Source organism: Bacteroidales bacterium (genome assembly GCA_021648725.1).
GTDB lineage: Bacteria > Bacteroidota > Bacteroidia > Bacteroidales > JAADGE01 > JAADGE01.
In genome coordinates this window covers 1-23,944 of sequence record JAKISF010000014.1, presented here as the reverse complement: position 1 = coordinate 23,944, position 23,944 = coordinate 1, and the positions used below count along the sequence as shown (strand labels likewise).

Below are 23,944 nucleotides of genomic sequence, written 5' to 3'. Positions count from 1 at the left end.
TTTATTTACTATTAACATAAGATCCAATGAAAGTTTATAACACAGGAGAAATTAGAAATATTGCTCTTGCAGGAAATGCGGGAAGCGGAAAAACAACTTTAGCCGAGAACTTTGCACTTGAAGGCGGAAAAATAAATAGAAGAGGTACAATTGATACAAATACTACAATATCAGATTACAGACCTGTTGAACATGAACAATCAGGCTCTGTGTATTCTTCTGTTCTTCATGCTGAGTGGGACGGAATTAAAATAAATATTCTTGATGCTCCGGGTGCATTAGATTTTATTGGTGGTGCCGTATCATCTATTGCTGTTGCAGATACAACTTTAATCATTTTAAATTCCCAGAACGGTGTTGAAGTGGGAGCAGAAATACATTGGAGGCTTACGGAAAAATTTAATAAACCTGTCGTAATAATTGCAAACCACTTAGATCACGATAAAACAAATTTTGAAAAGACTGTTGAGCAAGCAAAAGAACAATTGTCAAACGGAGTAACAATAGTACAATATCCCGTAAATCCGGGGGTTGGGTTTAATTCAATAATTGACCTTATTACAATGAAAATGTATAAATGGTCAACAGAAGGCAGTAACCCTGAAGTGCTTGATATTCCTGATTCGGAAAAAGAAAAAGCAGATGAGTTAAGAATGGAACTTATTGAAGCAGCGGCAGAAAATGATGATTCTTTAATGGAAATATTCTTCGAAAATGATACATTAACAGAAGATGAGATGAGATCAGGAATACTAAAAGGTATTCTTAACAGAGGCTTATTCCCTGTTTTATGTACAGCAGCAAAAAATAATATGGGAACAAGACGTTTAATGGATTTCATTAAAAATGCTTTACCTTCACCAAAGGATATGCCGGCTCCTGTTACAACAGACGGAAAAGAAGTTAAATTTGACGCTTCCGGTCCTAAATCTGTATTTGTTTACAAAACAAGTGTAGAAGAACATCTCGGCGAAGTTATTTATTTCAAAGTTATGTCCGGAGAAATAAATGAAAGTGATGATTTAATTAATGAATCAAATAATAACAAAGAACGCATTTCTCAAATATTTGCCGTTAACGGTAAAGGTAAAGAAAACTTAACGAAAATTGTTGCAGGAGATTTAGGAGCAACCGTTAAACTTAAAACAACATCGAATGATGATACTTTAAGTGAAAAAGGAACAGATTATAAGTTTGAAGGAATTAAATATCCTAACCCTAAATACAGAAAAGCAATAAAAGCCCTGAGTGAATCGGATGAAGAAAAATTAGGCGAATATCTTCACAGATTACACGATGAAGATCCTACTTATATACTGGAATATTCAAAAGAATTAAAGCAGTTAATAATTCACGGACAAGGAGACCATCATTTAAATACTTTAAAGTGGCATTTAGATACAATTTACAAAATTGAAACAGAATTTCTTGCTCCTAAAATTCCTTACAGAGAAACAATTACTAAAGCTGCACAAGCTGATTACAGGCATAAAAAACAATCAGGCGGTTCAGGTCAATTCGGTGAGGTACACATGATTATTGAGCCTTTTGAAGAAGGAAAAGTAAAGCCTTCGTCATTCAAAATTGCAGGAAAAGAATATACTGTTACTGTAAGAGATGAAGATACAATTGATTTGAAATGGGGCGGCAAATTAGTTTTTTATAACTGTATTGTCGGCGGTGTTATTGAAAAGAACTATATGCCTGCCATTATAAAAGGTTTAATGGATAAATTAGAAAACGGTCCGTTAACCGGAAGTTATGCAAGAGATATTCGAGTAAGTGTTTATGACGGTAAAATGCATGATGTTGATTCAAATGAAATTTCATTTAAAATTGCCGGGGCAAAAGCATTTTCAGAAGCATTTAAAAATGCAGGACCAAAAATTCTTGAACCGATTTATAACTTAGATGTTATGGTTCCGTCAGAAAATATGGGTGATGTTATGAGTGACTTACAAGGACGGCGTGCCATTATTCAAGGAATGAGCAGTGCAAAAGGTTTTGAAGTAATAAAAGCAAAAGTTCCTTTGGCGGAAATTTCAAAATATGCAACTGCATTAAGCTCTATATCTGGCGGAAGGGCAACGTTTGAAATGGAATTTGCCGGTTATGAACCTGTGCCGGGAGATATTCAAAACGATTTAATTAAAGCTTATGCAGATGAGCAAGGTGATGAAGATTAAGTACTAAACTATTAATAAAAGTTAAAAGCACTCTTAATACGGGTGCTTTTTCTTTTTATAAATAAATTTCGTTTAATTTTGTTTTCTTATGAACACAATTTATTTATTGTTTTGTTGTTTTGAAAATAATTTAGTTACAGAAAAGATTTATTAATGAAAATTATTGACAGATACATAATAAGAAAATTCTTAGGAACATTTGTATTTTCAATTATTTTGATAATAAGCCTTGCAATTGTTATTGATTTAACGGAAAAGTTAGACTCTTTTATTGAAAAGCAAATTCCGATTAAGAATATTATTTTTGATCATTACATGAATTTCATTCCTTATTACACAAATCTTTTTCTGTTCTTGTTTGTTTTTATTTCTGTTGTTTTTTTTACCTCTAAGATGGCAGGAAATTCGGAGATCATTTCAATTATAGGAAGCGGAATAAGTTTTAAGCGAATGATGTATCCGTATTTTGTCTCTGCATTAGTATTAGCTGTAGCATCTTTTGTTTTGAGCAATTTTGTAATTCCTCCGGCAAATCGGGTAAGGCTCGATTTTGAAAATACATATATTAACGGCACATATTATAACAGTGAGCGTAATATGCACAAACAAGTAAGCCCGGGTGTGTTTTTGTATATGGAAAGTTTTAATACTTCAACAAATATAGGTAATAAATTTTCAATAGAACATTTTGAAGGTAATGAGTTAAAATCGAAATTAATTGCCCAAAGGGTAAAATGGGACAGTACTAAAAATAAGTGGACAGCTATTAATTATTACATCCGAGATATTGGCAAAAATAAAGAGAAAATTACCAAAGGAAACGAAATTGATACAGCCTTAAATATTTCGCCTATAGATTTTAAAAGAAGAGATACAGAAAAGTCAACAATGGATTTTTTTGAACTGAACACTTATATTGAAGAGAAAAGGTTAAGAGGAGAATCAAATATTAATACTTATTTACTTGAGAAATATCAACGAACTGCTTTTCCGTTTTCTACGTTTATTCTTACATTAATCGGGGTATCTTTAGCATCAAGAAAAAGCAAAGGAGGAACAGGAATAAAAGTAGGAATAGGCTTGCTTATAAGTTTTATGTATATTTTTTTAATGAGAATAACAGAACAGTTTTCGGTAAAAGGAGGCTTACCGCCTTTTGTTGCTGCATGGATTCCTAACTTTATTTTTTTAATAATTTCGGTATTTTTGTATCGGGTTGCTCCGAAGTAAACTACACAATCCCAAATCTTGCAGAATTACCCAGAGCTTCCTCAATTCTAAGTAATTGATTGTATTTTGCAATTCTGTCAGTTCGAGATGCCGAGCCGGTTTTTATTAATCCGGTATTAAAAGCAACTGCCAATTCGGCAATAGTCGTATCTTCCGTTTCTCCTGACCGATGACTTATAATTGTGTTAAAACCGCTTTTTTTTGCAAGGTCAACTGTATTAATTGTTTCGGTAAGTGTTCCTATTTGATTTAATTTTATAAGAATTGAATTTGCGGCATATTCGTTAATTCCTTTAATTAAACGCTCAGGGTTTGTAACAAATAAATCATCACCCACGATTTGAATTTTATCTCCGATTTTTTCAGTTAATAATTTCCAAGCATCCCAATCGTCTTCGTGCAAACCGTCTTCTATTGAAGCTATGGGATATTTATCCGTGAGTTTGTCCCAGTAATCTACTAATTCTTCTGACGATAAATACTTTTTTATAGATTTGAAATGATATTTTTTCTTTTTTTCGTTATAAAATTCAGATGCAGCAGCATCAAGAGCCAAAACAATATCTTCGCCTGCTTTATATCCTGCTTTTTCAACAGCTTCTAAAATTAGTTCAATAGCTTCGTCATGAGATTTTAAATTAGGAGCAAAACCTCCTTCATCTCCTACATTTGTAGAAAAATTTCCTTTTTTCAATACAGCTTTTAAATGATGAAATACTTCTGTTCCCATTCTTAAAGCATCACTAAAATTATTTGTGCCGACCGGCATAATCATAAATTCTTGAATATCCAAGCTGTTATCGGCATGAGAACCGCCGTTTAAAATATTCATCATAGGAATAGGAAGTGTGTTTGCATTTACACCGCCTATGTATCTGTAAAGCGATTGCCCGGAAGAATGTGCAGCTGCTTTTGCAACCGCAAGAGAAACACTTAGAATTGCATTTGCACCCAGATTAGATTTGTTTTTTGTTCCGTCAATTTGAATCATAGCGGCATCAATTCCGCTTTGGTCGAAAATATTTGCTCCTTTAAGTTCTTCGTTTAAAACTTTATTAACATTTGAAACAGCCCTGAGAACACCTTTGCCGAGGAACAGTCCTTTATCTTTATCGCGAAGTTCCACAGCTTCATATTTTCCTGTTGAGGCCCCGGAGGGAACGGATGCTCTACCTAAAACTCCTCTTGTTGTAATAACATCGGTTTCTATTGTAGGGTTTCCTCTTGAGTCTAAAATTTGACGTGATTTGATTTGAGCTATTTGTGACATATTCTAATTAAATTTAAAATTTCAGATTATATTTTTTTAATTTTATTCTTCTTCAACAATAAGTTTGTAACCTTCACCGTGTTTGTTGATTATTTTTACTCTGGGATCTATCTGTAACAGTTTTCTCAGTTTGGTAATATATACATCCATACTTCTGGCATTGAAATAGTTATCTCCGCTCCAAATTACTTTTAAAGCATAATCTCTTCGCATTAATGTATCTTCGTGTTTGCAAAGAAGTTTTAATAATTCTGACTCTTTAGAAGTAAGTTTTGCTGTTTTTTTATCACTGCTGTCAGTTCGTAATGTTTGTGTGTTTGAGTCAAAAATAATATGCCCTATTGTAAATATTTTACGATTGTCAGTCATTTCTCTTCCGGCTCTTCTTAATACGGCTTCAATACGGTAAAGTAATTCTTCCATATTAAAGGGTTTTGTAATATAATCATCGGCACCTATTTTAAAGCCTTTTAATACATCCTCTTTTAAAACTTTTGCCGTTAAAAAAATTACGGGAATATCTTTATTTAAAGATCTTATGTTTTTTGCAAGTTCAAAACCGTCCTTTTTGGGCATCATTACGTCAAGAATACAAATATCGAATTCTTTTTTCATGTATCCTTTGTATGCTTCTTCACCATCGGAAAATAAATCAGTTTCAAAATTTTTTGCTTCGAGGTATTGTTTTAAAAGAGAACCGAGGTTTAAATCGTCTTCGGCTAACAGTACTTTTATTTTGTCCATGTTTTTATTAGTTTTGTTTAAAACTTTATTGATAACCGTCTTTAATGCATAATATTACTAAAAAAATGTTAAATAATGTTTATTTTGTTTAAATTATTCTTGCGGAAAAAATATTACAAAATTTGCACCCTTACCGGCTTCGCTTTTTATTGATATTGTTCCTTTGTGTTCTTCAACTATTCTTTTTACATAACTTAATCCTAAGCCGAAGCCTTTAACATCATGAACATTTCCGGTAGGAACTCTGAAAAATTTATTAAAAATTTTCCTTTGACTTTCTTTGCTTATTCCTATTCCGTTATCTTTTATTTCTATTTGTATTCCTTCTTCGGTGTTTGAAGTTATAACTTCGATTTTTGGCGGCACATCTTTTTTTGAATATTTTACGGCATTATCTAACAGGTTGAATAAGATATTGGTTAAGTGCAATTTATCTCCTTTAAAGTTATAATGTTCAGCTTTTAGATTGAAAATAATTTCTCCGCCTTTATTCTTTGCTTTAATATCCGTATTTAAAACAGCAAGCTTTATAATGTCGTGTATGTCAACATCTTGTATGTTAAAGTGAATGTTGCCTTTTTCAAATAGTGAAATTTGTAATACTTTTTCTATTTGAAATTCTAATCGTTTGCTTTCATCTTTAATAATTTTTGTAACAGACTTTTGTTTCTTTTTATCAATTTCAATTGATGCATCACTTAACATTTGAGATGCCAGAGAAATTGTTGAAACAGGTGTTTTCAACTCGTGTGTCATGTTATTTATAAAGTCATTCTTTAATTCTGACAGTTTTCGTTGTTTTAAAATAAGATAAATAATGAATGCAAAAGTTATTGTAATAATTAATGTAATAATAAACGAAACAATCATTTCGCGAGGCATCTTTTTCGGAATAATCCTATTTTTGTTTTTGAAATAAACGACTAAGAAATATTTTGAAGCTAAAACATCATTTGGGAAAATCAAAATTTCGTATGTTTCTTTTACATAATCTAAGCTGAAATTTTGTGATTTTAATTTATATTCGTTTTTTTCATCTTTGACACCGAAATAATAAGGGTGCGGAATGTTATTGGTTTTAAAAACTTTTGAAATTATTTGTTTAAATTGAACGGCGGCAAGTCTTTCTTCAATTTTAGTTTCTCCTGCGATTAACCTGTTCAAAACATTTTGTATGAATATAGTTTTTTTACTTATGTTTCCTATAATTCTTTCTTTTAAGTCTTTTTGTGTAAATTCAACATAATTTCCGAGAGAATCTTGTGTGCCGGCTTCTATCCGATAAAGAGAATCTCCTTGTAAATAGTAAATGCTTTGTTTTTTTTTGGTTGTATCTCTTTCGTCTTTTTTGTCTTCAATAAAGTTTTCTTCAAATAAAAAACTGCCGGGTGTTTCGGTGCTGTCTTTGCTGAAAGGAACTGATGATTCGGAAATTTGCAAAATTGCTTCTCTTTCTTCTGTTAATTTAACAACTTCAAATAATGCTTTATTTACGCTTTCTCTGAATTCTTGTTCCTCAATAATCAGGGCTTTTTCAATCCATGCAGCTTGCACCAAAATAAGGAGTATTACGGTAGCTGTCATAATTATTGCCAGAAGCCTGATGTATCTTTTTCGCATATTTCTTAATTGAAAATATTTTAATTATAACCTTTGAGCAAGTTGTTTAACCATTTTATTTTTCCAATCTGCAAATGTTCCATCATTAATTTTTTGTCTTGCAATACGAACTAATTCTAAATAAAAGGCCAAATTATGAATGCTTGCAATTTGTGCAGCTAAACGTTCTTGCACTTTCATCAAATGCCTTAAATATGCTTTTGAATAAAAAGAATCGACAAATGAAGTGCCGAATTCGTCGATTGGAGAAAAATCGTGCTCCCACTTTTTATTTTTTATGTTAATTCTGCCCTGCCAAGTAAAAAGCATTCCGTTTCTTCCGTTTCTTGTCGGCATAACACAATCAAACATATCAGTTCCGAGAGCAATTCCCTCCAATATATTTTCCGGTGTGCCTACTCCCATTAGATACCTCGGTTTGTCTTCGGGAAGAATATTATTTACGATTTCTAACATTTCATACATTTCTTCTGTGGGTTCTCCTACAGACAAACCTCCTATTGCATTTCCTTCTCTTTCAAATGAAGCAATGGTTTCGGCAGATTGTATTCTTAAATCTTTGTATGTGCTTCCTTGTACAATAGGAAAATATGCTTGTTTGTACCCGTATAAACTTTCTGTTTCGTCAAATCTCTTAATGCCTCTTTTTAACCACCTGTGTGTTAAATTCATTGAATCTTTTGCATATTTATAATCAGAAGGGTAAGGAGGACATTCATCTAATGCCATAATAATATCCGCACCGATGCTTCTTTCTGTATCAACCACATTCTCAGGTGTAAACAGGTGTTTTGAGCCGTCAATATGAGAACGAAACGTTACTCCCTCTTCTTTAATTTTTCTTATATCTGATAAAGAAAAAACTTGATAACCTCCGCTGTCTGTTAATATAGGTTTGTTCCAATTCATAAATTTATGTAACCCTCCTGCTTTTTCTAAAGTTTCTGTTCCGGGTCTTAAATATAAATGATATGTATTTCCGAGAATTATTTGAGCTTTAATATCTTCGTCTAACTCTCTTTGATGAACACTTTTAACGGAGCCGACAGTTCCTACGGGCATAAAAATAGGAGTTTCGATTATGCCGTGTGCAGTATATATTTTTCCTGTTTTTGCTTTTGTTTTTGTATCTTTCGTCAGTATTTCAAACTTCATATTATAATTGTTGTTTTCAACTTGGATTATTAATATTTTTGCATAAAGGTAAAATTAATGAATAAAAGCGAGAAAAAAAGATTAAGATTCAGCTTAATACTTCCGGTATTTTTCTTACTTATTATGTGGAGTGTTAAAATAATTGAATATTCGTTGAATTTACATTTGTATAAATACGGCATATTTCCGTTAAAATTTGAAAATTTAACGGGTATATTGTTTGCACCTTTTATTCACGGAGATTTTGACCATTTGTTTTCAAATACTTTTCCTTTTTTATTTCTCGGAACAGCGTTGTTTTATTTTTACAGAGAATATGCTCTTAAAGTTTTTCTTTTAATTTATTTTTTCTCCGGATTTTGGGTGTGGTTAGCTGCACGCTCAGCATATCATATAGGAGCAAGCGGGATTATATACGGACTTGCATCTTTTCTCTTTTTTTCAGGGATTATTCATAAAAACCGTGCTTTAAGTGCCGTTTCTTTAATCGTTGTTTTTATATACGGAAGCATGGTTTGGGGAATCTTACCCATTAAACCGGAGATTTCTTGGGAAGGACATTTGTTCGGTGCGGTAACAGGCTTTATTTTAACATTAGCCTTTGCTAAAAAAATACCTGAAGAATATATTGTTGAGCCTGAAACAAATGATGATTTATCTGAGTTTTCTGCCCCAGACCTTAGTGATGATTATTATTCGGAAGTTAAGTATCATATAAAAAAGGAAGATGAGGAATAAAAAAAGAGATGTTTTTTTAACATCTCTTTTTTTATCATAAATTATATTTATATAAATTTATATCTATTATCTGTAAGTTCAGCAGCTTCTTTTATTGCTTCAAAAGCTTCACGAGAAATTCTGAAATCAATTCTTCTTTGAGAGTTTAATTTATCGTTTGTAACATCGATTTCATCAAGGTTTTCAATACCTGTTTTTGAAACTACTTTTAAAACATAAACTCCGTTTTCTCCGATAATTGGATTTGTAACTTTGTCTTTCTCAGAATAAACTGCTGTCGCAATTACTTTATATTCAATTCCGTCATCATTTAATCTGGCAGAAGAAAAACTAATGTTCTTTGCTGTTTTAACAAGATTTGTTTCTCCTGTCATTTCTTTTACAAATTGTTCCGCTTTTTTCTCTTTAACAACTTTAGCCGTAATTTCATCTTTAATTTGTTCTAAAGGAGCAATTCCCTCTTCTCTTATTTCTGTAACAATTGCTACAATAAACATATCTCCGTCTTGAAAAGCCTGAGATACAGATTCTTTTTCTGTATCGTCTTTGAATATCCAGTTTATAATAGAGCTTGGATTCTCAATTCCTGCAATAACTTCAGTTTCATAATTTACATCATTTAAAATACGTTTAATATATCCGTTTTTTTCAACAAGCTCATCAAATTTTTCGATGTTGTTATCAGAATTTACCGAAAAATCTCTCGCTGTTGAAAATGCGTCACTTACGGTATTATTTCCGGGTCTTACAATTTGTGAAACAACTGCTAATCTTACTCTTTCCTTTTTGTCTCCACCCAGTCCTGTTATTTCTGTAATATGAACTCCGTACCCTGTTTCAATAATTTTAAGTTCTCCTACTTTAGACTTAAAAACTTCGTCGCTGAATTCTAAACCTAACTGATTAAGAATCATATCTTCCGTAAACATACCTAAATCGCCGCCTTTTTGTGCAGAAACTTGATAAGCAGAATTATCTTTTGCAATTTGGGCAAAATCAGAACCGCTTTTTATTAAAGTCATCAAACTGTCGGCTATTTCTTTTGCTCTGTCAATATCTTTAATAACTTGTCCGTCAACTTGAATTAATATATGTCGTGCTTCTATTGAGTCGGGTGTATTTACCCTGTCGAAAACTCTTTTCATGGTATAAGCACCATTCTCAAACACAAGACCGAAAACTGTATCGGAACTTGCATAAAATAGTGCGGAATCATTCAGTTCTTCAAATGATAAATGTGGGTATGAAAATTTAGTTTCAGAGTTTGCATTAACATAATTAATTAATTCTTCTTGCGTTGAATCTATGCTTATTTCTGCGAACTCATTTTTATAATACTCAAGTTCTTCTCTTGTTACTTTTTTATCTTCTTCGGAAGGAACAACATTGAATGTTATATAAGCAATGTCTCTGGTATGTTCTTGTTCGTATTCTTCTTTATGTTCTTTATAATATGCCTCAAGTTCTGTATCACTTACATTTATGGTGCTGTCGGCAACTGTATTATATCTTTTAACTGCATAATCAAAATCAACAAGTTCAGTACGTTCTCTGTATAATTGTTTAGCTTCAAAACCTGTAATATTAATACCTTTTGAAATAAGGGACATATATTTTGTATATTTTCGGTTGTCTTTCATTTCTTCCTCTAAGAATCTTGCAACACCGGCTCCGTCTTCTGTTTCACTTGCATTTGAAAAGAAGTTGACAGCATTTTGTGCGTTAAAATTACCGTTTTGGTCAGAAAAAACTTGTCTTGTTAAAGGATCAAGACCGTTTTGAATATTTTCACCGCTTATAATTTTTGCCAGTTCCATACCGCTGACATCAATACCGAGTTCTTCATAAGTATCTGATAAAGCATAATTTTTTACGATTTTATCCCATACTTGACTTTCAACATATTTTTGATTTTCGGTAGTTAAAGAGGTTTGTCCTGTTAATAATTTTAAACCTTGTTCGTAGTTATTATATCTGGCTTGATACTCTTGAAGAGATACCTCAGTTCCGTTTATTTCGGCAATACTCATGTCGTTTCCCGATGAAAATATTTTATTTACATCCCCTAATAAAAACGCTAATAATGCAATACCTATAACTATAGCAATTAATGGTCCTTTGTTTCTGATTTTCTGTAATGTTGCCATTTTTGAATGATTAATTTTTTTTAGTTCAAAATTTTGAGTTTGCAAATATATAAAAAAACTTATTATAATGAATTTTAATATTTGAAATAATATGCAACATTTTCAAATAGAATATATTTCTTTGCAACAAATTAAAAATATGATTGAAATTTGTGCATTAGCTTCCGGAAGCAACGGAAATTGTTATTATATCGGGAACGAAGAAAACGCAGTACTAATAGATGCCGGTATTTATTATAAGAGGTTGATTGAAAGGCTTGATGATGCCGGTTTAGATAAGAATAAAATAAAAGCAATTTTTATAAGTCATGAGCACACAGACCATATCCAAGGTGCACGCTCAACAAGTAATAAACTCGGAATACCTGTTTATTACACAAAAAAAACATTTCATAAAAGCTATAATAAAAACAAAGCACAAAATTTCATATTTTTTGAACCAGGTACACCTCATATTATTGGTAACATAAAAGTATATTCTTTTAAAAAAAATCATGATGCAATAGATCCGTGCAGTTTCAGAATAGAAATTGATAATAAAAACATCGGAGTAATGACCGATATAGGGAAAGTTGACGAAATTTTACAAACCGAATTCTCAAAATGCGATGCAGTTTTTCTTGAATCAAATTATGACGAAGATATGCTGCAAAACGGATTATATCCATATCATTTAAAACAAAGAGTAAGTTCTTATGATGGACATTTGTCTAATATTCAAGCTTTGGAATTGGTTAAAAATTATGCATCTCCCAAATTGAAAGCAATTTTATTGTCACATATTTCAGCGGCAAATAACACTCATGAAACTGTATCGGAGGTTTTTTCCGGGCTTAACGGTAAATACGATATAAAATTAACTTCAAGGCAAAAGATATCGGAAGTTGTAGAGTTATAATCCAAAACCTCACACAACTCCTATTTGCCTGACATTTAGACACATCTATTGTAACATAAAAGATATTCCGGACTTTCTTGCATTATTAAATTATTTATTGTAAATTTGTAACGTTTTTAGAGTTGTAATAATTACAAATATGGAGAGAGTACAAAATATAAATAATGAATTACTTAAAGCAGGTATAAAACCGTCGTATCAAAGAATGAAAATATATGAGTTTTTAGTAAACAATAATATTCATCCTACGGTTGACATTATTTATAAGAAATTATCAAAAGAAATTCCTACATTATCAAAAACAACCGTTTATAACACATTAAAACTATTTGAAAACCGGAATCTTATTATAAATGTGAATATCGAAGAAAGTGAAATAAGATATGATGCACAAAAACATATTCACGGTCATTTTAAGTGTGAAAGTTGCGGTAAAATTTTCGACTTTGACTACAATTACAACGATTTAAAATTTTCCGGTTTGGATGATTTTGTTTTAAACAAAACAGATGTTATGATAAAAGGAATTTGTAAAGAATGCATAATAAAAAACTCTTAAATTTAAAAAAATATGAATGTTGAAGCATTATATAATATTTCTTACGGGCTTTACATTGTAAGTTCAGGAAGTAAAAAAGAGGGCAATGCTTATATTGCCAATACCGTTTTTCAAATTACCTCCGAACCGCCATTGTTTGCAGTAAGTTGTAATAAGAAAAATTTTACAAGCGAGTTTATTAAAAAGTTTAAAACATTTTCGGTTTCAATTTTAAATCAAAATGCAAAAGCCGAAACAATTGGTAATTTCGGTTTTAGAACCGGAAGAAAAATCAATAAATTTGAAAATTTTGATGTCAGATTCGGAAAAACAAGTGTTCCGATTGTTATCAATGACAGTATTGCATACATGGAATTCAAATTAACCGATGAAATTAATCTGGGAACACACATATTATTTATAGGCGAGTTGGTTGATGCTCAACTGATTGCCGAAGGACAACCTTTAACCTATGATTATTACAGAAAAATAAAAAAAGGCTTTACACCAAAAAATGCACCTTCGTATATCAAAAAAGAAAAAAAACAAAAATCCGAAGGTAAAATTTATAAATGCAATGTATGCGGGCATATATACGACAATAATATCGAAAAAATAAAATTCGAAGACTTACCCGACAACTGGACTTGTCCGACCTGCGGAGTAGGTAAAGAGGAATTTTCTGAAATATAAACAAATCTTATTAATTAAAAATTAATCATTATGAACAGTATTAAAGGAACAAAAACAGAACAAAATTTATTAAAAGCATTTGCCGGAGAATCGCAAGCTAGAATGCGTTACGATTATTTTGCAAAACAAGCAAAAAAGGAAGGTTTGGAACAAATTGCAGCTTTATTTGATGAAACCGCAATAAATGAAAAAGCACATGCAAAACGCTTTTTTAAATTTTTGGAAGGCGGTGCTGTTGAAATTACGGCAATGTATCCTGCAGGAAAAATAGGAACTACATTAGAAAATTTAAAAGCAGCAGCAGACGGCGAAAATGAAGAATGGACAGAACTTTACCCCGAATTTGCAAAAATAGCAGATGAAGAAGGTTTCAAAGAAGTTGCCGTGGCTTTCAGAATGATTGCAAAAGTTGAAAAAGAACACGAAGAAAGATACAGAACACTATACAATAACCTGGAAGCAGGAAAAGTATTTGAAAGAAACAATAAAATTTATTGGAAATGCAGAAACTGCGGTTATGTACACGAAGGCGAAAAAGCTCCGAAACTGTGTCCTGCATGTTTGCACCCGCAATCTTATTTTGAAATTAAAGAAACAAATTATTAATAATTAAATTTAAAAGATTATGAATCAGGGAAGCATAATTCAACTTCCCTGATTAAATTTATTTGCAAATTATTATCTATTACATATTTTAATCTAAGAACTCTTTTTTAAAACTCTAATGATAAAGTCAATTATCAGTTTCAGCATAAAGTATAAGTTAATTATTTTTCTTTTCACGGCAACGGTCACAGCTTTCGGTATTTTTGCACTGTCACGGATACCTGTCGGAGCTGTTCCCGACATAACAAATAATCAAGTTCAGGTAATTACGGTGTCAACCAATTTATCAACACAGGATATAGAGCAATTTATAACATACCCTATTGAACTTGAAATGGCAAATTTACCGGGTGTTCAAGAAATAAGGTCGGTTTCTAAATTTGGTTTGTCGGTTGTTACTATTGTTTTTGATGAATCTATGGGAACATATCTGCCACGTCAACTTATAGAGGAAAAAATAAAAGCGGCAAAAGAAAATATCCCTGAAGATTTCGGAATGCCTACTCTCGGGCCGATTACAACCGGTTTAGGCGAAATTTATCAATATACTTTGGATGTAAAACCCGGCTACGAAGACAAGTACGATGCAATGAAGCTCAGAACTATCCAAGATTGGTTAGTAAAAAGAAATTTGTCAGGTATTCCCGGTGTTGTCGAAATTAATTCTTGGGGCGGATATCTGAAACAATTCGAAGTTTCCGTTAATCCTCAAAAACTCTTTAATTATAACATCAGTTTAGCCGAAGTTTTTAACGCCTTAGAGAACAGCAACTCCATTGCAGGCGGTGCATACATCGAAAAAGGTAACAGAAGCTTCTTTATTCGAGGAAACGGCTTACTTAAAGATATAGAAGACATAAAACTTATTGTTGTTAAAAAAAACAGCAAGAAACCTATTTTAATAAAAGATATTGCTGAAGTGAAAACGGGTTATGCCAATCGGTTCGGGGCAATAACAGCAAACGGCGAAGGCGAAAAAGTTTTGGGGCAAATTATGATGCTTAAAGGAGCAAATTCCCAGGACGTAATAAATGCAGTTCATAAAAAAATAGATGAACTTCAAAAAATATTGCCCGAAGGTGTTTACATAAATCCAATTTTAGACAGAAGTGAATTGCTTGCAAAAACAAGTTTTACAATAGTTGAAAATCTTTTGCTCGGAAGTATTATAGTAATCTTTGTAGTTATGTTATTGCTCGGTGATGCTCGTTCGGCATTGATAATTGCCTCAATCATTCCTTTGGCTCTGTTGTTTACTATCTCATTGATGTATATTTTCGGAATTGACGCTAACCTAATGAGCCTCGGAGCATTAGACTTCGGTATAATCATTGACGGAGCCGTAATTCTGGTTGAGTTTATAATGTTTAGTCTAATCTTGAACAGAGATAAAATTAAAAACACTCCCAAAGAGGAACGCAAAAGCTTATACGACAAAATAACAGCCGAAGGAGCCGGCAAAATGATGAGCTCTGCTGTTTTCGGACAAGTAATAATCTTAATAATCTTAGTTCCTATATTATCTTTAACAGGAGTTGAAGGAAAAATGTTCAGGCCGATGGCATTAACATTCAGTTTTGCAATAATCGGAGCCATGATATTTGGTTTTACATGGTTGCCTGTTGCTTCAAGTTTATTTTTAAAACCTAAAAAACTTTCAAAGCGAAATCCGTCGGTTATTTTAATGAATATTATAACTAAATCATATAAGCCTGTCTTAAAATGGTCATATTCTCATAAAAAAATCGTACTCGGAGCGGCATTAGCTTCATTAATTTTCACAGGCATTATTTTTACAAGAATGGGCGGAGAATTTATTCCCACGCTTGACGAAGGAGATTTTGTTATTCAACCCGTACTGAAAACCGGTACTTCTTTATCCGAAACCGTGAAAATGATGACAGAAATGGAAAAAGAACTTATGGCAAAATTTTCCGAAATTGACCAAATAGTTTGTCGAATAGGTGCAGCGGAAGTTCCTACCGACCCTATGTCAATGGAAGAAACAGATATGATTATCAGGCTTAAACCGAAAAACGAATGGGTAAATGCCGATACCAAAGAAGAACTTGCTGATAAAATTAAAGAAACATTATCTGTATTTCCGGGTATTGAATATGAATTTACGCAACCGATAGAAATGCGTTTTAATGAACTGATTACAGGCGTACGTGCCGATATTGCCGTGAAAATTTACGGTGAAGATTTAGATTACCTGAATAAAAAAGCAATTGAAATAAAAAAGCTAATAGAAGAGGTACAGGGTGCTGCCGATATTATCATCGAAAAAACTGCGGGACTTCCGCAAATCGGAATAACATATAAAACTCAAAAAATTGCTCGCTTCGGAATGAATATTAAAGAAATTAATAATACTTTAACTACTGCCTTTGCAGGAAATATTGCAGGAAGTGTATTTGAAGGAGAAAAACGTTTTGATTTGGTTTTGCGTTATAATAATTATTTCAGGAAGAACATTGAAAACATAAAAAATATGCCATTGAGAACTTCCGATGGTAAACTGATACGTTTAAGCGAAGTTGCAGATGTGTTTTATACTTACGGACCGGCAAAAATATCTCGCGATAATACGCATCGTAGGGTTGTTGTAAGCATTAATGTAAGAAACCGAGATTTACAATCGGTGGTTGAGGATATTCAGGTAGAAATAGATAAAAATCTTAAGCTCAAAGCAGGATATTACGTTACATACGGCGGACAATTTGAGAATTTACAAAATGCAACACGCCGTTTGTTCATTGTTGTCCCGATTGCATTGCTTTTGATTTTCATATTTTTACACTTCGCTTTTAAATCAATTAAAGATGTATTGCTTATATACACTGCTGTTCCTTTATCTGCCGTAGGAGGTGTTACATTTTTGTGGATAAGAGGAATGCCGTTCAGTGTTTCGGCAGGAATAGGGTTTATTGCTCTCTTCGGTATTGCTGTACTCAACGGAATAGTTCTGCTCGAACACTTTAAAGAGTTGAAAAAAGAAGGCAAATATACAATAAGAGAACTTATATTTAAAGGAACGCAAGACCGTTTAAGAGCCGTGCTTTTAACAGCTTCTGCAGCAGCTTTGGGATTTTTGCCTATGGCAATTTCTTCATCTGCCGGAGCAGAAGTGCAAAGACCATTGGCTACCGTTGTAATTGGCGGGCTTGTTACCTCTACTCTGCTGACTATGATCGCATTACCCCTGCTTTATGCTATTTTTGAAGAACCTGAAAAATTAAAAAAGAAGATGAAATTTAAAAAACTGTTTTTCTTTATCGGAATATTTTTATTAGTTCCCGCAACTTTGCAGGCACAAACATCAAAAAAACAAATAACACTTGAAAAAGCCGTTGAAATTGCACTTAAAAATAATCCGGAAATAAAACAATCAAAACTGACAGTTGACAGAGAAAATGCTTTAATCCGTTCGGCATTTGACATTGAAAAAACAGATATTTATTATGAATTTGATGAAAATAATATTGCCGAAAATAACCATCCTTTGAATATTTTCGGAGTAGAACAAAGTTTCAAATTCCCTACGATATATATTTCCGAAAAAAAATCGCAAAAAATCAGAAAGGAAATTGCGGAAACCAAATATGATATAAAAATAATGAAGGTCAAAAAAGATATTTCATTATTGTATTATAAAATTATATACCTGCAAAACAGCAAAAAGCTGATATTGAAAATCGACAGTCTTTACAAAGATTTTATAACGGCATCAGAGCTAAGATACAGAACAGGCGAAACAAATTCGTTATCGTACCTTAATGCAAAGGCAAAAGCTGATATGCTGAAAATTAGAAAAGAGAATATTGAAAAAGACATCGAAACAACTTACGACAGAATAAAAACATTATTGCAAACTGATTTTGATTTTAGTTTTCCGGATATTGATTTAATACCTCCCGAATCTAATTTTGTAATATCAGATTCTAACATTTATATTAAATTATTTGATAAAAATTCAGAATTGAAAAAATCCGTAATTAAAACCGAAAAAAGTAATTTCTTACCTTCGGTAACAATCGGACTTTTTAACGGAAATAACACTTATCCCGGTGCTGAAAATTATATCGGTTATCAGGCAGGTATATCTGTTCCGCTGTTTTTCGGAGCACAAAAATCGAAACTTAAAGCTGCAAAAATAAATTTAAATATTTCTTTAGAAGAAAAACAAATTGTAAAAATAAAAGTCGAAAATAAAATATCGTTGCTGAAAGCGGAAATTTCAAAACTACGGTCAAAAATTGATTATTATGAAAATGTCGGAAAAAAACTGTCTTCCGAAATTTTAAAATCTGCACAAATGAGCTACGAAAACGGTGATATTGACTATTTTAAGTTTATTTTCAGTGTCGAAAATGCACTAAACATTAAATACGAATACCTCAAAAATCTTAAAGAATATTCTGATGCTGTTCTGGAACTTAACTATTTAACTTTTTAAAACTCTTTAGTAATGAACAAAATAACAATATTTATCCTCGTATTAGCAGGCACAATCATGTTTCAAAGTTGTTCGCAGGATAAAAATGAAAACACAGAAGAAATAAGCACAAAGCAAACTAATAATCTGATTGTTGTAAGTCAAAAACAATTTGAAAGATCGGCAATGCAAACCGGAAAAATAAGGTTGAAAATATTTAAGGAGAAAATAAGAACAACCGGAAAAATTTCTACAAAACCGAAAGGCAAAGCTCTGATTAATTCTTTATTTCCCGGAATCGTCAAAAAAGTTTTTGTTGCCCCGGAGCAGAAAGTTGTAAAAGGACAAAAATTATGTTCAATTACCGGTATGGGAATTGTATCTTTACAGCAAGAATTTTCAGAAGTTGCTGCAAAACTCGATAATTTAAAGCAAAATTATTTACGAAAAAAAGAATTGCACGAAAATAAAGTTTTATCCGACAAAGAGTTTGAAACAGCAAAAAGTGAATATCTCGGTACTTTGGGAACTTATAACGGCCTAAAACAAAAAATCTTGATGATGAAACTTAGCCCCGGCAAAATTCTAAACGGAAATATATATTCTGAAATTTATTTAACCTCACCCATAAACGGATATATCAGTAATCATAATTGCCTTATCGGACAATCGGTAAATGCCGGCGATAATTTGTTTGAAGTTATAAATATTAAATCTTTGCAACTGGAATTTTTTGTTTTTGAAAAGGATATTTCTAAAATAAAAACCGGGCAGGGAATAATATTTTTCATGCCTGATAATGAAAATTTAAAATATGAAGGTAAAATTAAAGCAATCGGAAAGTCTGTTAATAACGAAACAAAAACCGTAACCTGTTATGCTGAAACAGACACAGAAACTTCCGAAAATTTAGCCGAAAATATGTTTATGAATGTTGATGTAATTTCCTCGGAATTTAAAAAATACGCCCTTCCGGAAAATGCAATTGTTTATTCCGAAACAGAAACTTATATTTTGAAACTTGAAGAAAAGGATGCCGATAATTATTATTTTGCAAAGAAAAACATTAAACCCGGGCAAACGTATAACGGTTTTACCGAAGTTATGTTAAACGATACCGCTGCTATATTTTTAGAAAAAGGAGCTTACAATTTATTAACGGAATAATATTTTTAAATACTTTTAAACCTCATTCGGCAGGTTTTTATATTTTCATGAAAATGCAAAATAAAAATATTACGGCAAAGAACATTTTTAGTATTAAAAATGAAGAGCAATTTAACGCAGCGGCTCTGGAAGTGTTTGAATATCAGCTTGGAGCCGATGGTGTTTACAGAAGTTACATAAAAAAACTTAATATAAATATTTCACAAATAAAGCACTATAAAGATATTCCTTTTTTGCCGATTGATTTTTTCAAAACACATAAAATTATTTCTTCCGAGAGAGAAATTCAAACAACATTTCGCAGCAGCGGAACTACCGGAATGTCAACAAGCGAACACCATATTCCCGACTTAAAAATTTACGAAGAAAGTTTTATAAAAACCTTTGAACTTTTTTACGGAAACCCCGAACAATACACTTTTTTGGCATTACTTCCGTCATATTCCGAAAGAAACGACTCTTCACTAATATATATGGTCGAAAAATTAATGCAAATAAGCAACAAAAAAGGTAATGAATACTATTTATACAACCATGAAGAACTTTTTGAAAAACTTTCGGAACTTGAAAACCGCAAACAAAAAACAATTTTATTCGGTGTAAGTTTTGCCCTTTTAGATTTCTTTGAGAAATTTAAAATTTCTTTAAAAAACACAACAATTATCGAAACCGGAGGTATGAAAGGGCGTAAAAAAGAAATCGTAAGGGAAGAATTACACCGCATAATTAAAAATGCAACCGGCTTAAAACAAATACATTCCGAATACGGTATGACAGAACTTCTGTCGCAAGCCTATGCAAAACAAGAAAATAAATATATTACTCCGCCTTGGATGAAAATTTTGATAAGAGATACAAATGACCCTTTCGATTTGCTTCCGCAAGGAAAATCCGGAGGCATAAATATCATTGATTTGGCAAATATTTATTCCTGCTCTTTTATCGAAACAAAAGATTTGGGTAAAATTCACAAAGACAACAGTTTTGAAGTTCTCGGAAGATTTGACAATTCTGATGTAAGAGGTTGTAATTTGATGGTAATTTGATAATAACTTTAAACTTTTTAACTTTACAAACTAAAAAACCAAATAAAATGAACTACGAAAATATTCAAACCGAAGTTAAAGACGGAATTTTAACAATTACCTTAAACCGTCCCAAACAACTAAATGCTCTTAACAAAGCAGTTTTTGCCGAATTAGAAAGCATTTTTACCGAAATTGCAACAAAAAACGAAGTAAAAAGCATTCTTATAACCGGTTCCGGAGAAAAAGCATTTGCCGCAGGTGCCGATATTAAAGAATTTGCAAACTTTTCCGTTGAAGAAGGTAAAGAACTTTCGGCAAACGGACAACGAATTTTCAAAATAATCGAAACATTCAAAAAACCTGTTATTGCAGCCGTAAACGGATTTGCCCTCGGCGGAGGTCTGGAACTTGCAATGGCTTGCCACATCAGAACAGCATCCGACAATGCACGTTTCGGTCAGCCGGAAGTCAGCCTCGGTGTTACACCCGGATATGCCGGGACACAACGACTTACACAACTTATCGGAAAAGGAAAAGCTACGGAACTTCTTATGACGGGAGCAATGATTAAAGCCGACGAAGCACTTAAACTCGGACTTGTAAATTACGTTTTCCCGCAGAATGAACTAATTGAAAAAACCGAAGAACTTCTGAAAACAATAATGAAACAATCACCCGTAGCAGTTGCCGGAGTAATTGCCTGCATTGATGCCTATTTTACCGCCGGTGTTGACGGTTTTAAAACCGAAATCGAAGAATTCGGAAAATGTTTCGGAACCGAAGATTTCAAAGAAGGAACCGATGCCTTTATGAATAAACGGAAAGCAAATTTCCCCGGAAAGTAAAAATTTAATCAGCTATATATTATTACTCGTCAAAAATTAATGCTCTTTCATCAAGTGAGCATTGAAAAATTGTTATAAAAACAGTTTTTGTCATACATTTGTACTAACAACAAACTAATATTATATTTCATAGGCAACATTTTAAAACTACTTATAACTTATTATGTCGAAAAAAGGAGGTACATTAAATTGTATCTCTTTTTTTTTATATAAATGTTTTTACTTTTGGCGAAAAAAAAGATGCCTGTATTTTTATTTGACGAAACTATATTCGGTCCCGTAAAAAGTCGCCGCCTTGGTGTATCTCTCGGTATTAACCTTTTACCGCTTGATTATAAATACTGCAATTTCGATTGTATTTATTGCGAATGCGGAAGAACACATAAAGAAAAATTTAAAGGAAAAAGATTTCACGACAGAAAAGATGTAAAAGAAAAATTAGAAAATGTTCTTTCTGAAATGAAAAAAAATAACAATTCGCCTGATGTAATAACTTTTGCAGGAAACGGTGAGCCTACAATACATCCTGATTTTGAAGGGATTATCGGCGACACAATAATAACTCGAAATAAATATTTCCCTAAAGCAAGAATCGCAGTACTGTCAAATGCAACTTTAATTCAAAAAAAATCTGTTTTTAACGCACTTCAAAAAGTTGATGACAACATTTTAAAATTAGATTCCGCTTTTGACGAAACCGTAAAGTTTATGAATAACCCTCCTGCCGAATTTACGGTTAAAAAATTAGTTGGAAATTTAAAAGCTTTCAAAGGCAATTTAATTATACAAACCATGTTTTTGTCAGGAACTTACAAAGGCAAATCTGCCGATAATACAAACAACAAAGAAGTTGAGGCATGGATAAAACTTTTAAAAGAAATAAAACCTAAACAGGTAATGATTTATACAATAGACAGAGATACGCCTTCCGAAAATTTAAAAAAAGTTTCTCCTGAAAAATTATACGAAATAGCCGAAAAAGTTAAAAATGAAGGTTTTGAAATACAGGTTTCGGTATAAGGTTGAAACTAACATCTGATTTTTCAACCTCTGCAAAAAAAATAATCATTCAAAAATAGTTTGTTATGAGATATTTATTTTCGGTCATATTTTTCTTCATGTTTTCGGCTTGTGCAACTCAATATATGCCTTCAGGAAGTTTTGTGCCTTTAATGCAACAAAAAAAAGATTTAAAAGCAAAAATATCTTTAAGTACAAATAGTTTTCAAACTGCTGTTGCCTATGCACCTTTTAAAAACATTGCTTTTAAAGCAGATGCACGATTTACATATAATTACATAACAGGTTTAGGGAGTGATGATTTTGGTTTTATAGACTGGTTTTTTGAAATTCCTTCGCTGGCTTACAATTCAAGTTTTGAAATTTCGGCAGGATATTTCAATAAAATAAATAACAAATTTATTTATGAAATTTATACCGGTGTAAAAACAGGAAACTCTAAAAGTCATTATAATGACGGGAAATATTACAGCCCGAATTTTAATTTTGTTTTTTCTACATCAGGTAAAAAAATGAATATCGGTTCGTATATTAAAATTTATCATAATAACTATAAAATCCCAAAAACATATTATTCCGGTGAAACTTTTATATATAATTTTAATTTTTTTTCTTTTGAACCCGGTATATTTTTAAAACTCGGAAAAAATCTTAAAACAGAATTTCAAATAGCAGGAATGTTCCCCGATAAAGATAAAATGATACTTATAGGTACAGATTATTTTGAAACTGTTGAATACTCAAAACTACATATATCAGTCGGCTTATCCTATAATTTTAACTATAAAAATAAAAAACAATGAAAAAACAATTTCTGATTACGCTTATGGTTTTATCGGTAATTACTTTTTCTTGCAAAAAAGGTCAAATTAAACCGGAAGCGGAAAGTATTAACACCGATTTGCTTACGACAAAAACACGGCACGTTGTTAAAGCGGTTCTTATTAATAAAAGCGGACTTGAGTCAAGTATTTCAGATGCATGGCAAGATTGTGCCTTTCAGTCAAGTTATAAATTTAACGAAGATTCAAGTTATTTTCAAAAAGATGCTTGTTTAAACGATTCTTTAATTTCTCATTGGGAGTTCAAAGAAAACAAAACAAAAATTTACATCTCTTACGATAACATTATTTCAGAATATCTTATTCTAAAATTAACGGAAGAAGAATTAAAACTTGAATTGTTAAGCGATAATATGGACGAATATCAAACAGTATATACTTATCAATAAAGTATTAGAGTTTAAATACCTACGGAAACAAAACAAACCTCACATACCAGTTCAGCGTAGGTATAAAATAAAAAGACAAAGCCGTTCTGCACAGCATTAACTTTTCTTGTAACACAATTAAAACCGGAAACAACAGCTTTTATTTCCGGCAAAAAATAACTATTATTGCATAAGCAAAAGCAAATAAGTTGCAAAAAAACTTTTATCCGGGATATTACAACCCTTATTCAATTTGGGGACTATAAAAATAACTAATTATGAAACAATGTCGTTTAGTTAATAATCTGTCATAACCTTTTGTAATTCATAGAATAAGGTTTCTTTTGCCGATGTTTTCGAATGTTTTTCCGATTAGGTCTTACAAGCTCCCGGGTGTTGTAAACAATTTTG

The 23,944-nt window shown here is 31.9% G+C and carries 19 protein-coding genes; 14 read left to right on the top strand and 5 right to left on the bottom strand.

Translation table 11 applies throughout. The annotated features are described in order from the left end of the window. Positions 1 to 26: 26 nt before the first annotated feature. Both L3J35_06935 and L3J35_06930 read left to right on the top strand, forming a co-directional pair. The gene (locus L3J35_06935) at positions 27 to 2,186 is read left to right on the top strand and encodes an elongation factor G (protein ID MCF6365924.1); all 2,160 of its coding nucleotides are present in this window, start codon (positions 27 to 29) and stop codon (positions 2,184 to 2,186) included. Positions 2,187 to 2,339: 153 nt separating this feature from the next. After that, on the top strand, positions 2,340 to 3,416 hold the full coding sequence (locus L3J35_06930; protein MCF6365923.1) for an LptF/LptG family permease: 1,077 nt from the start codon (positions 2,340 to 2,342) through the stop codon (positions 3,414 to 3,416). 1 nt (position 3,417) lies between these two features. On the opposite strand, the gene eno is transcribed toward L3J35_06930, so the two are convergent. The 4 genes from eno to tgt all read right to left on the bottom strand — a co-directional run bounded on the left by eno (position 3,418) and on the right by tgt (position 8,205). Next, on the bottom strand, positions 3,418 to 4,686 hold the full coding sequence (eno, locus tag L3J35_06925) for a phosphopyruvate hydratase (GenBank protein MCF6365922.1): 1,269 nt from the start codon (positions 4,684 to 4,686) through the stop codon (positions 3,418 to 3,420). Positions 4,687 to 4,728: 42 nt separating this feature from the next. Next, a complete protein-coding gene (locus tag L3J35_06920; GenBank protein ID MCF6365921.1) occupies positions 4,729 to 5,430 on the bottom strand; it encodes a response regulator transcription factor in 702 nt (233 codons plus the stop codon). Positions 5,431 to 5,523: 93 nt separating this feature from the next. Further along, positions 5,524 to 7,050: a HAMP domain-containing histidine kinase gene (locus tag L3J35_06915; protein MCF6365920.1), complete on the bottom strand. Its 1,527-nt coding sequence runs from the start codon at positions 7,048 to 7,050 to the stop codon at positions 5,524 to 5,526. A 24-nt stretch (positions 7,051 to 7,074) separates the two neighbouring features. Next, on the bottom strand, positions 7,075 to 8,205 hold the full coding sequence (gene tgt, locus L3J35_06910; GenBank protein ID MCF6365919.1) for a tRNA guanosine(34) transglycosylase Tgt: 1,131 nt from the start codon (positions 8,203 to 8,205) through the stop codon (positions 7,075 to 7,077). Between the two features lie 57 nt (positions 8,206 to 8,262). Between tgt and L3J35_06905 the strand changes: the two genes are divergently transcribed. Then, positions 8,263 to 8,943 (top strand): rhomboid family intramembrane serine protease, encoded by a 681-nt coding sequence (locus tag L3J35_06905; protein MCF6365918.1) that lies wholly within the window; start codon positions 8,263 to 8,265, stop codon positions 8,941 to 8,943. Positions 8,944 to 8,990: 47 nt separating this feature from the next. Here L3J35_06905 and L3J35_06900 read toward each other — a convergent pair whose 3' ends face one another. Next, positions 8,991 to 11,090: a SurA N-terminal domain-containing protein gene (locus L3J35_06900; protein MCF6365917.1), complete on the bottom strand. Its 2,100-nt coding sequence runs from the start codon at positions 11,088 to 11,090 to the stop codon at positions 8,991 to 8,993. Between the two features lie 139 nt (positions 11,091 to 11,229). Between L3J35_06900 and L3J35_06895 the strand changes: the two genes are divergently transcribed. From L3J35_06895 to L3J35_06845, 11 genes are all read left to right on the top strand, one after another. Continuing rightward, positions 11,230 to 11,988, top strand: coding sequence for an MBL fold metallo-hydrolase (locus L3J35_06895; GenBank protein MCF6365916.1), 759 nt, complete (start codon positions 11,230 to 11,232; stop codon positions 11,986 to 11,988). Between the two features lie 139 nt (positions 11,989 to 12,127). Beyond that, positions 12,128 to 12,547: a transcriptional repressor gene (locus tag L3J35_06890; protein ID MCF6365915.1), complete on the top strand. Its 420-nt coding sequence runs from the start codon at positions 12,128 to 12,130 to the stop codon at positions 12,545 to 12,547. A gap of 12 nt (positions 12,548 to 12,559) precedes the next feature. Beyond that, entirely contained in the window at positions 12,560 to 13,219 is a 660-nt protein-coding gene (locus tag L3J35_06885) for a flavin reductase (GenBank protein MCF6365914.1), read from the top strand. Between the two features lie 30 nt (positions 13,220 to 13,249). Next, a complete protein-coding gene (locus L3J35_06880; GenBank protein ID MCF6365913.1) occupies positions 13,250 to 13,825 on the top strand; it encodes a rubrerythrin family protein in 576 nt (191 codons plus the stop codon). Positions 13,826 to 13,943: 118 nt separating this feature from the next. Then, the gene (locus L3J35_06875; protein MCF6365912.1) at positions 13,944 to 18,284 is read left to right on the top strand and encodes a CusA/CzcA family heavy metal efflux RND transporter; all 4,341 of its coding nucleotides are present in this window, start codon (positions 13,944 to 13,946) and stop codon (positions 18,282 to 18,284) included. 12 nt (positions 18,285 to 18,296) lie between these two features. Further along, complete coding sequence (locus L3J35_06870; protein MCF6365911.1) at positions 18,297 to 19,430, top strand: efflux RND transporter periplasmic adaptor subunit; 1,134 nt, start codon at positions 18,297 to 18,299, stop codon at positions 19,428 to 19,430. 53 nt (positions 19,431 to 19,483) lie between these two features. Beyond that, positions 19,484 to 20,476 carry an acyltransferase gene (locus L3J35_06865; GenBank protein MCF6365910.1) on the top strand — a complete coding sequence of 331 codons (993 nt, stop codon included), beginning with the start codon at positions 19,484 to 19,486 and terminating at the stop codon, positions 20,474 to 20,476. A gap of 47 nt (positions 20,477 to 20,523) precedes the next feature. Further along, positions 20,524 to 21,303 (top strand): enoyl-CoA hydratase-related protein, encoded by a 780-nt coding sequence (locus L3J35_06860; protein MCF6365909.1) that lies wholly within the window; start codon positions 20,524 to 20,526, stop codon positions 21,301 to 21,303. A 240-nt stretch (positions 21,304 to 21,543) separates the two neighbouring features. Beyond that, a complete protein-coding gene (locus L3J35_06855) occupies positions 21,544 to 22,323 on the top strand; it encodes a radical SAM protein (GenBank protein ID MCF6365908.1) in 780 nt (259 codons plus the stop codon). A gap of 65 nt (positions 22,324 to 22,388) precedes the next feature. Beyond that, positions 22,389 to 23,126 carry a hypothetical protein gene (locus tag L3J35_06850; GenBank protein ID MCF6365907.1) on the top strand — a complete coding sequence of 246 codons (738 nt, stop codon included), beginning with the start codon at positions 22,389 to 22,391 and terminating at the stop codon, positions 23,124 to 23,126. After that, positions 23,123 to 23,554 carry a hypothetical protein gene (locus tag L3J35_06845; protein MCF6365906.1) on the top strand — a complete coding sequence of 144 codons (432 nt, stop codon included), beginning with the start codon at positions 23,123 to 23,125 and terminating at the stop codon, positions 23,552 to 23,554. Before L3J35_06850 ends, L3J35_06845 begins: the two co-directional genes overlap by 4 nt. Positions 23,555 to 23,944 lie beyond the last annotated feature (390 nt).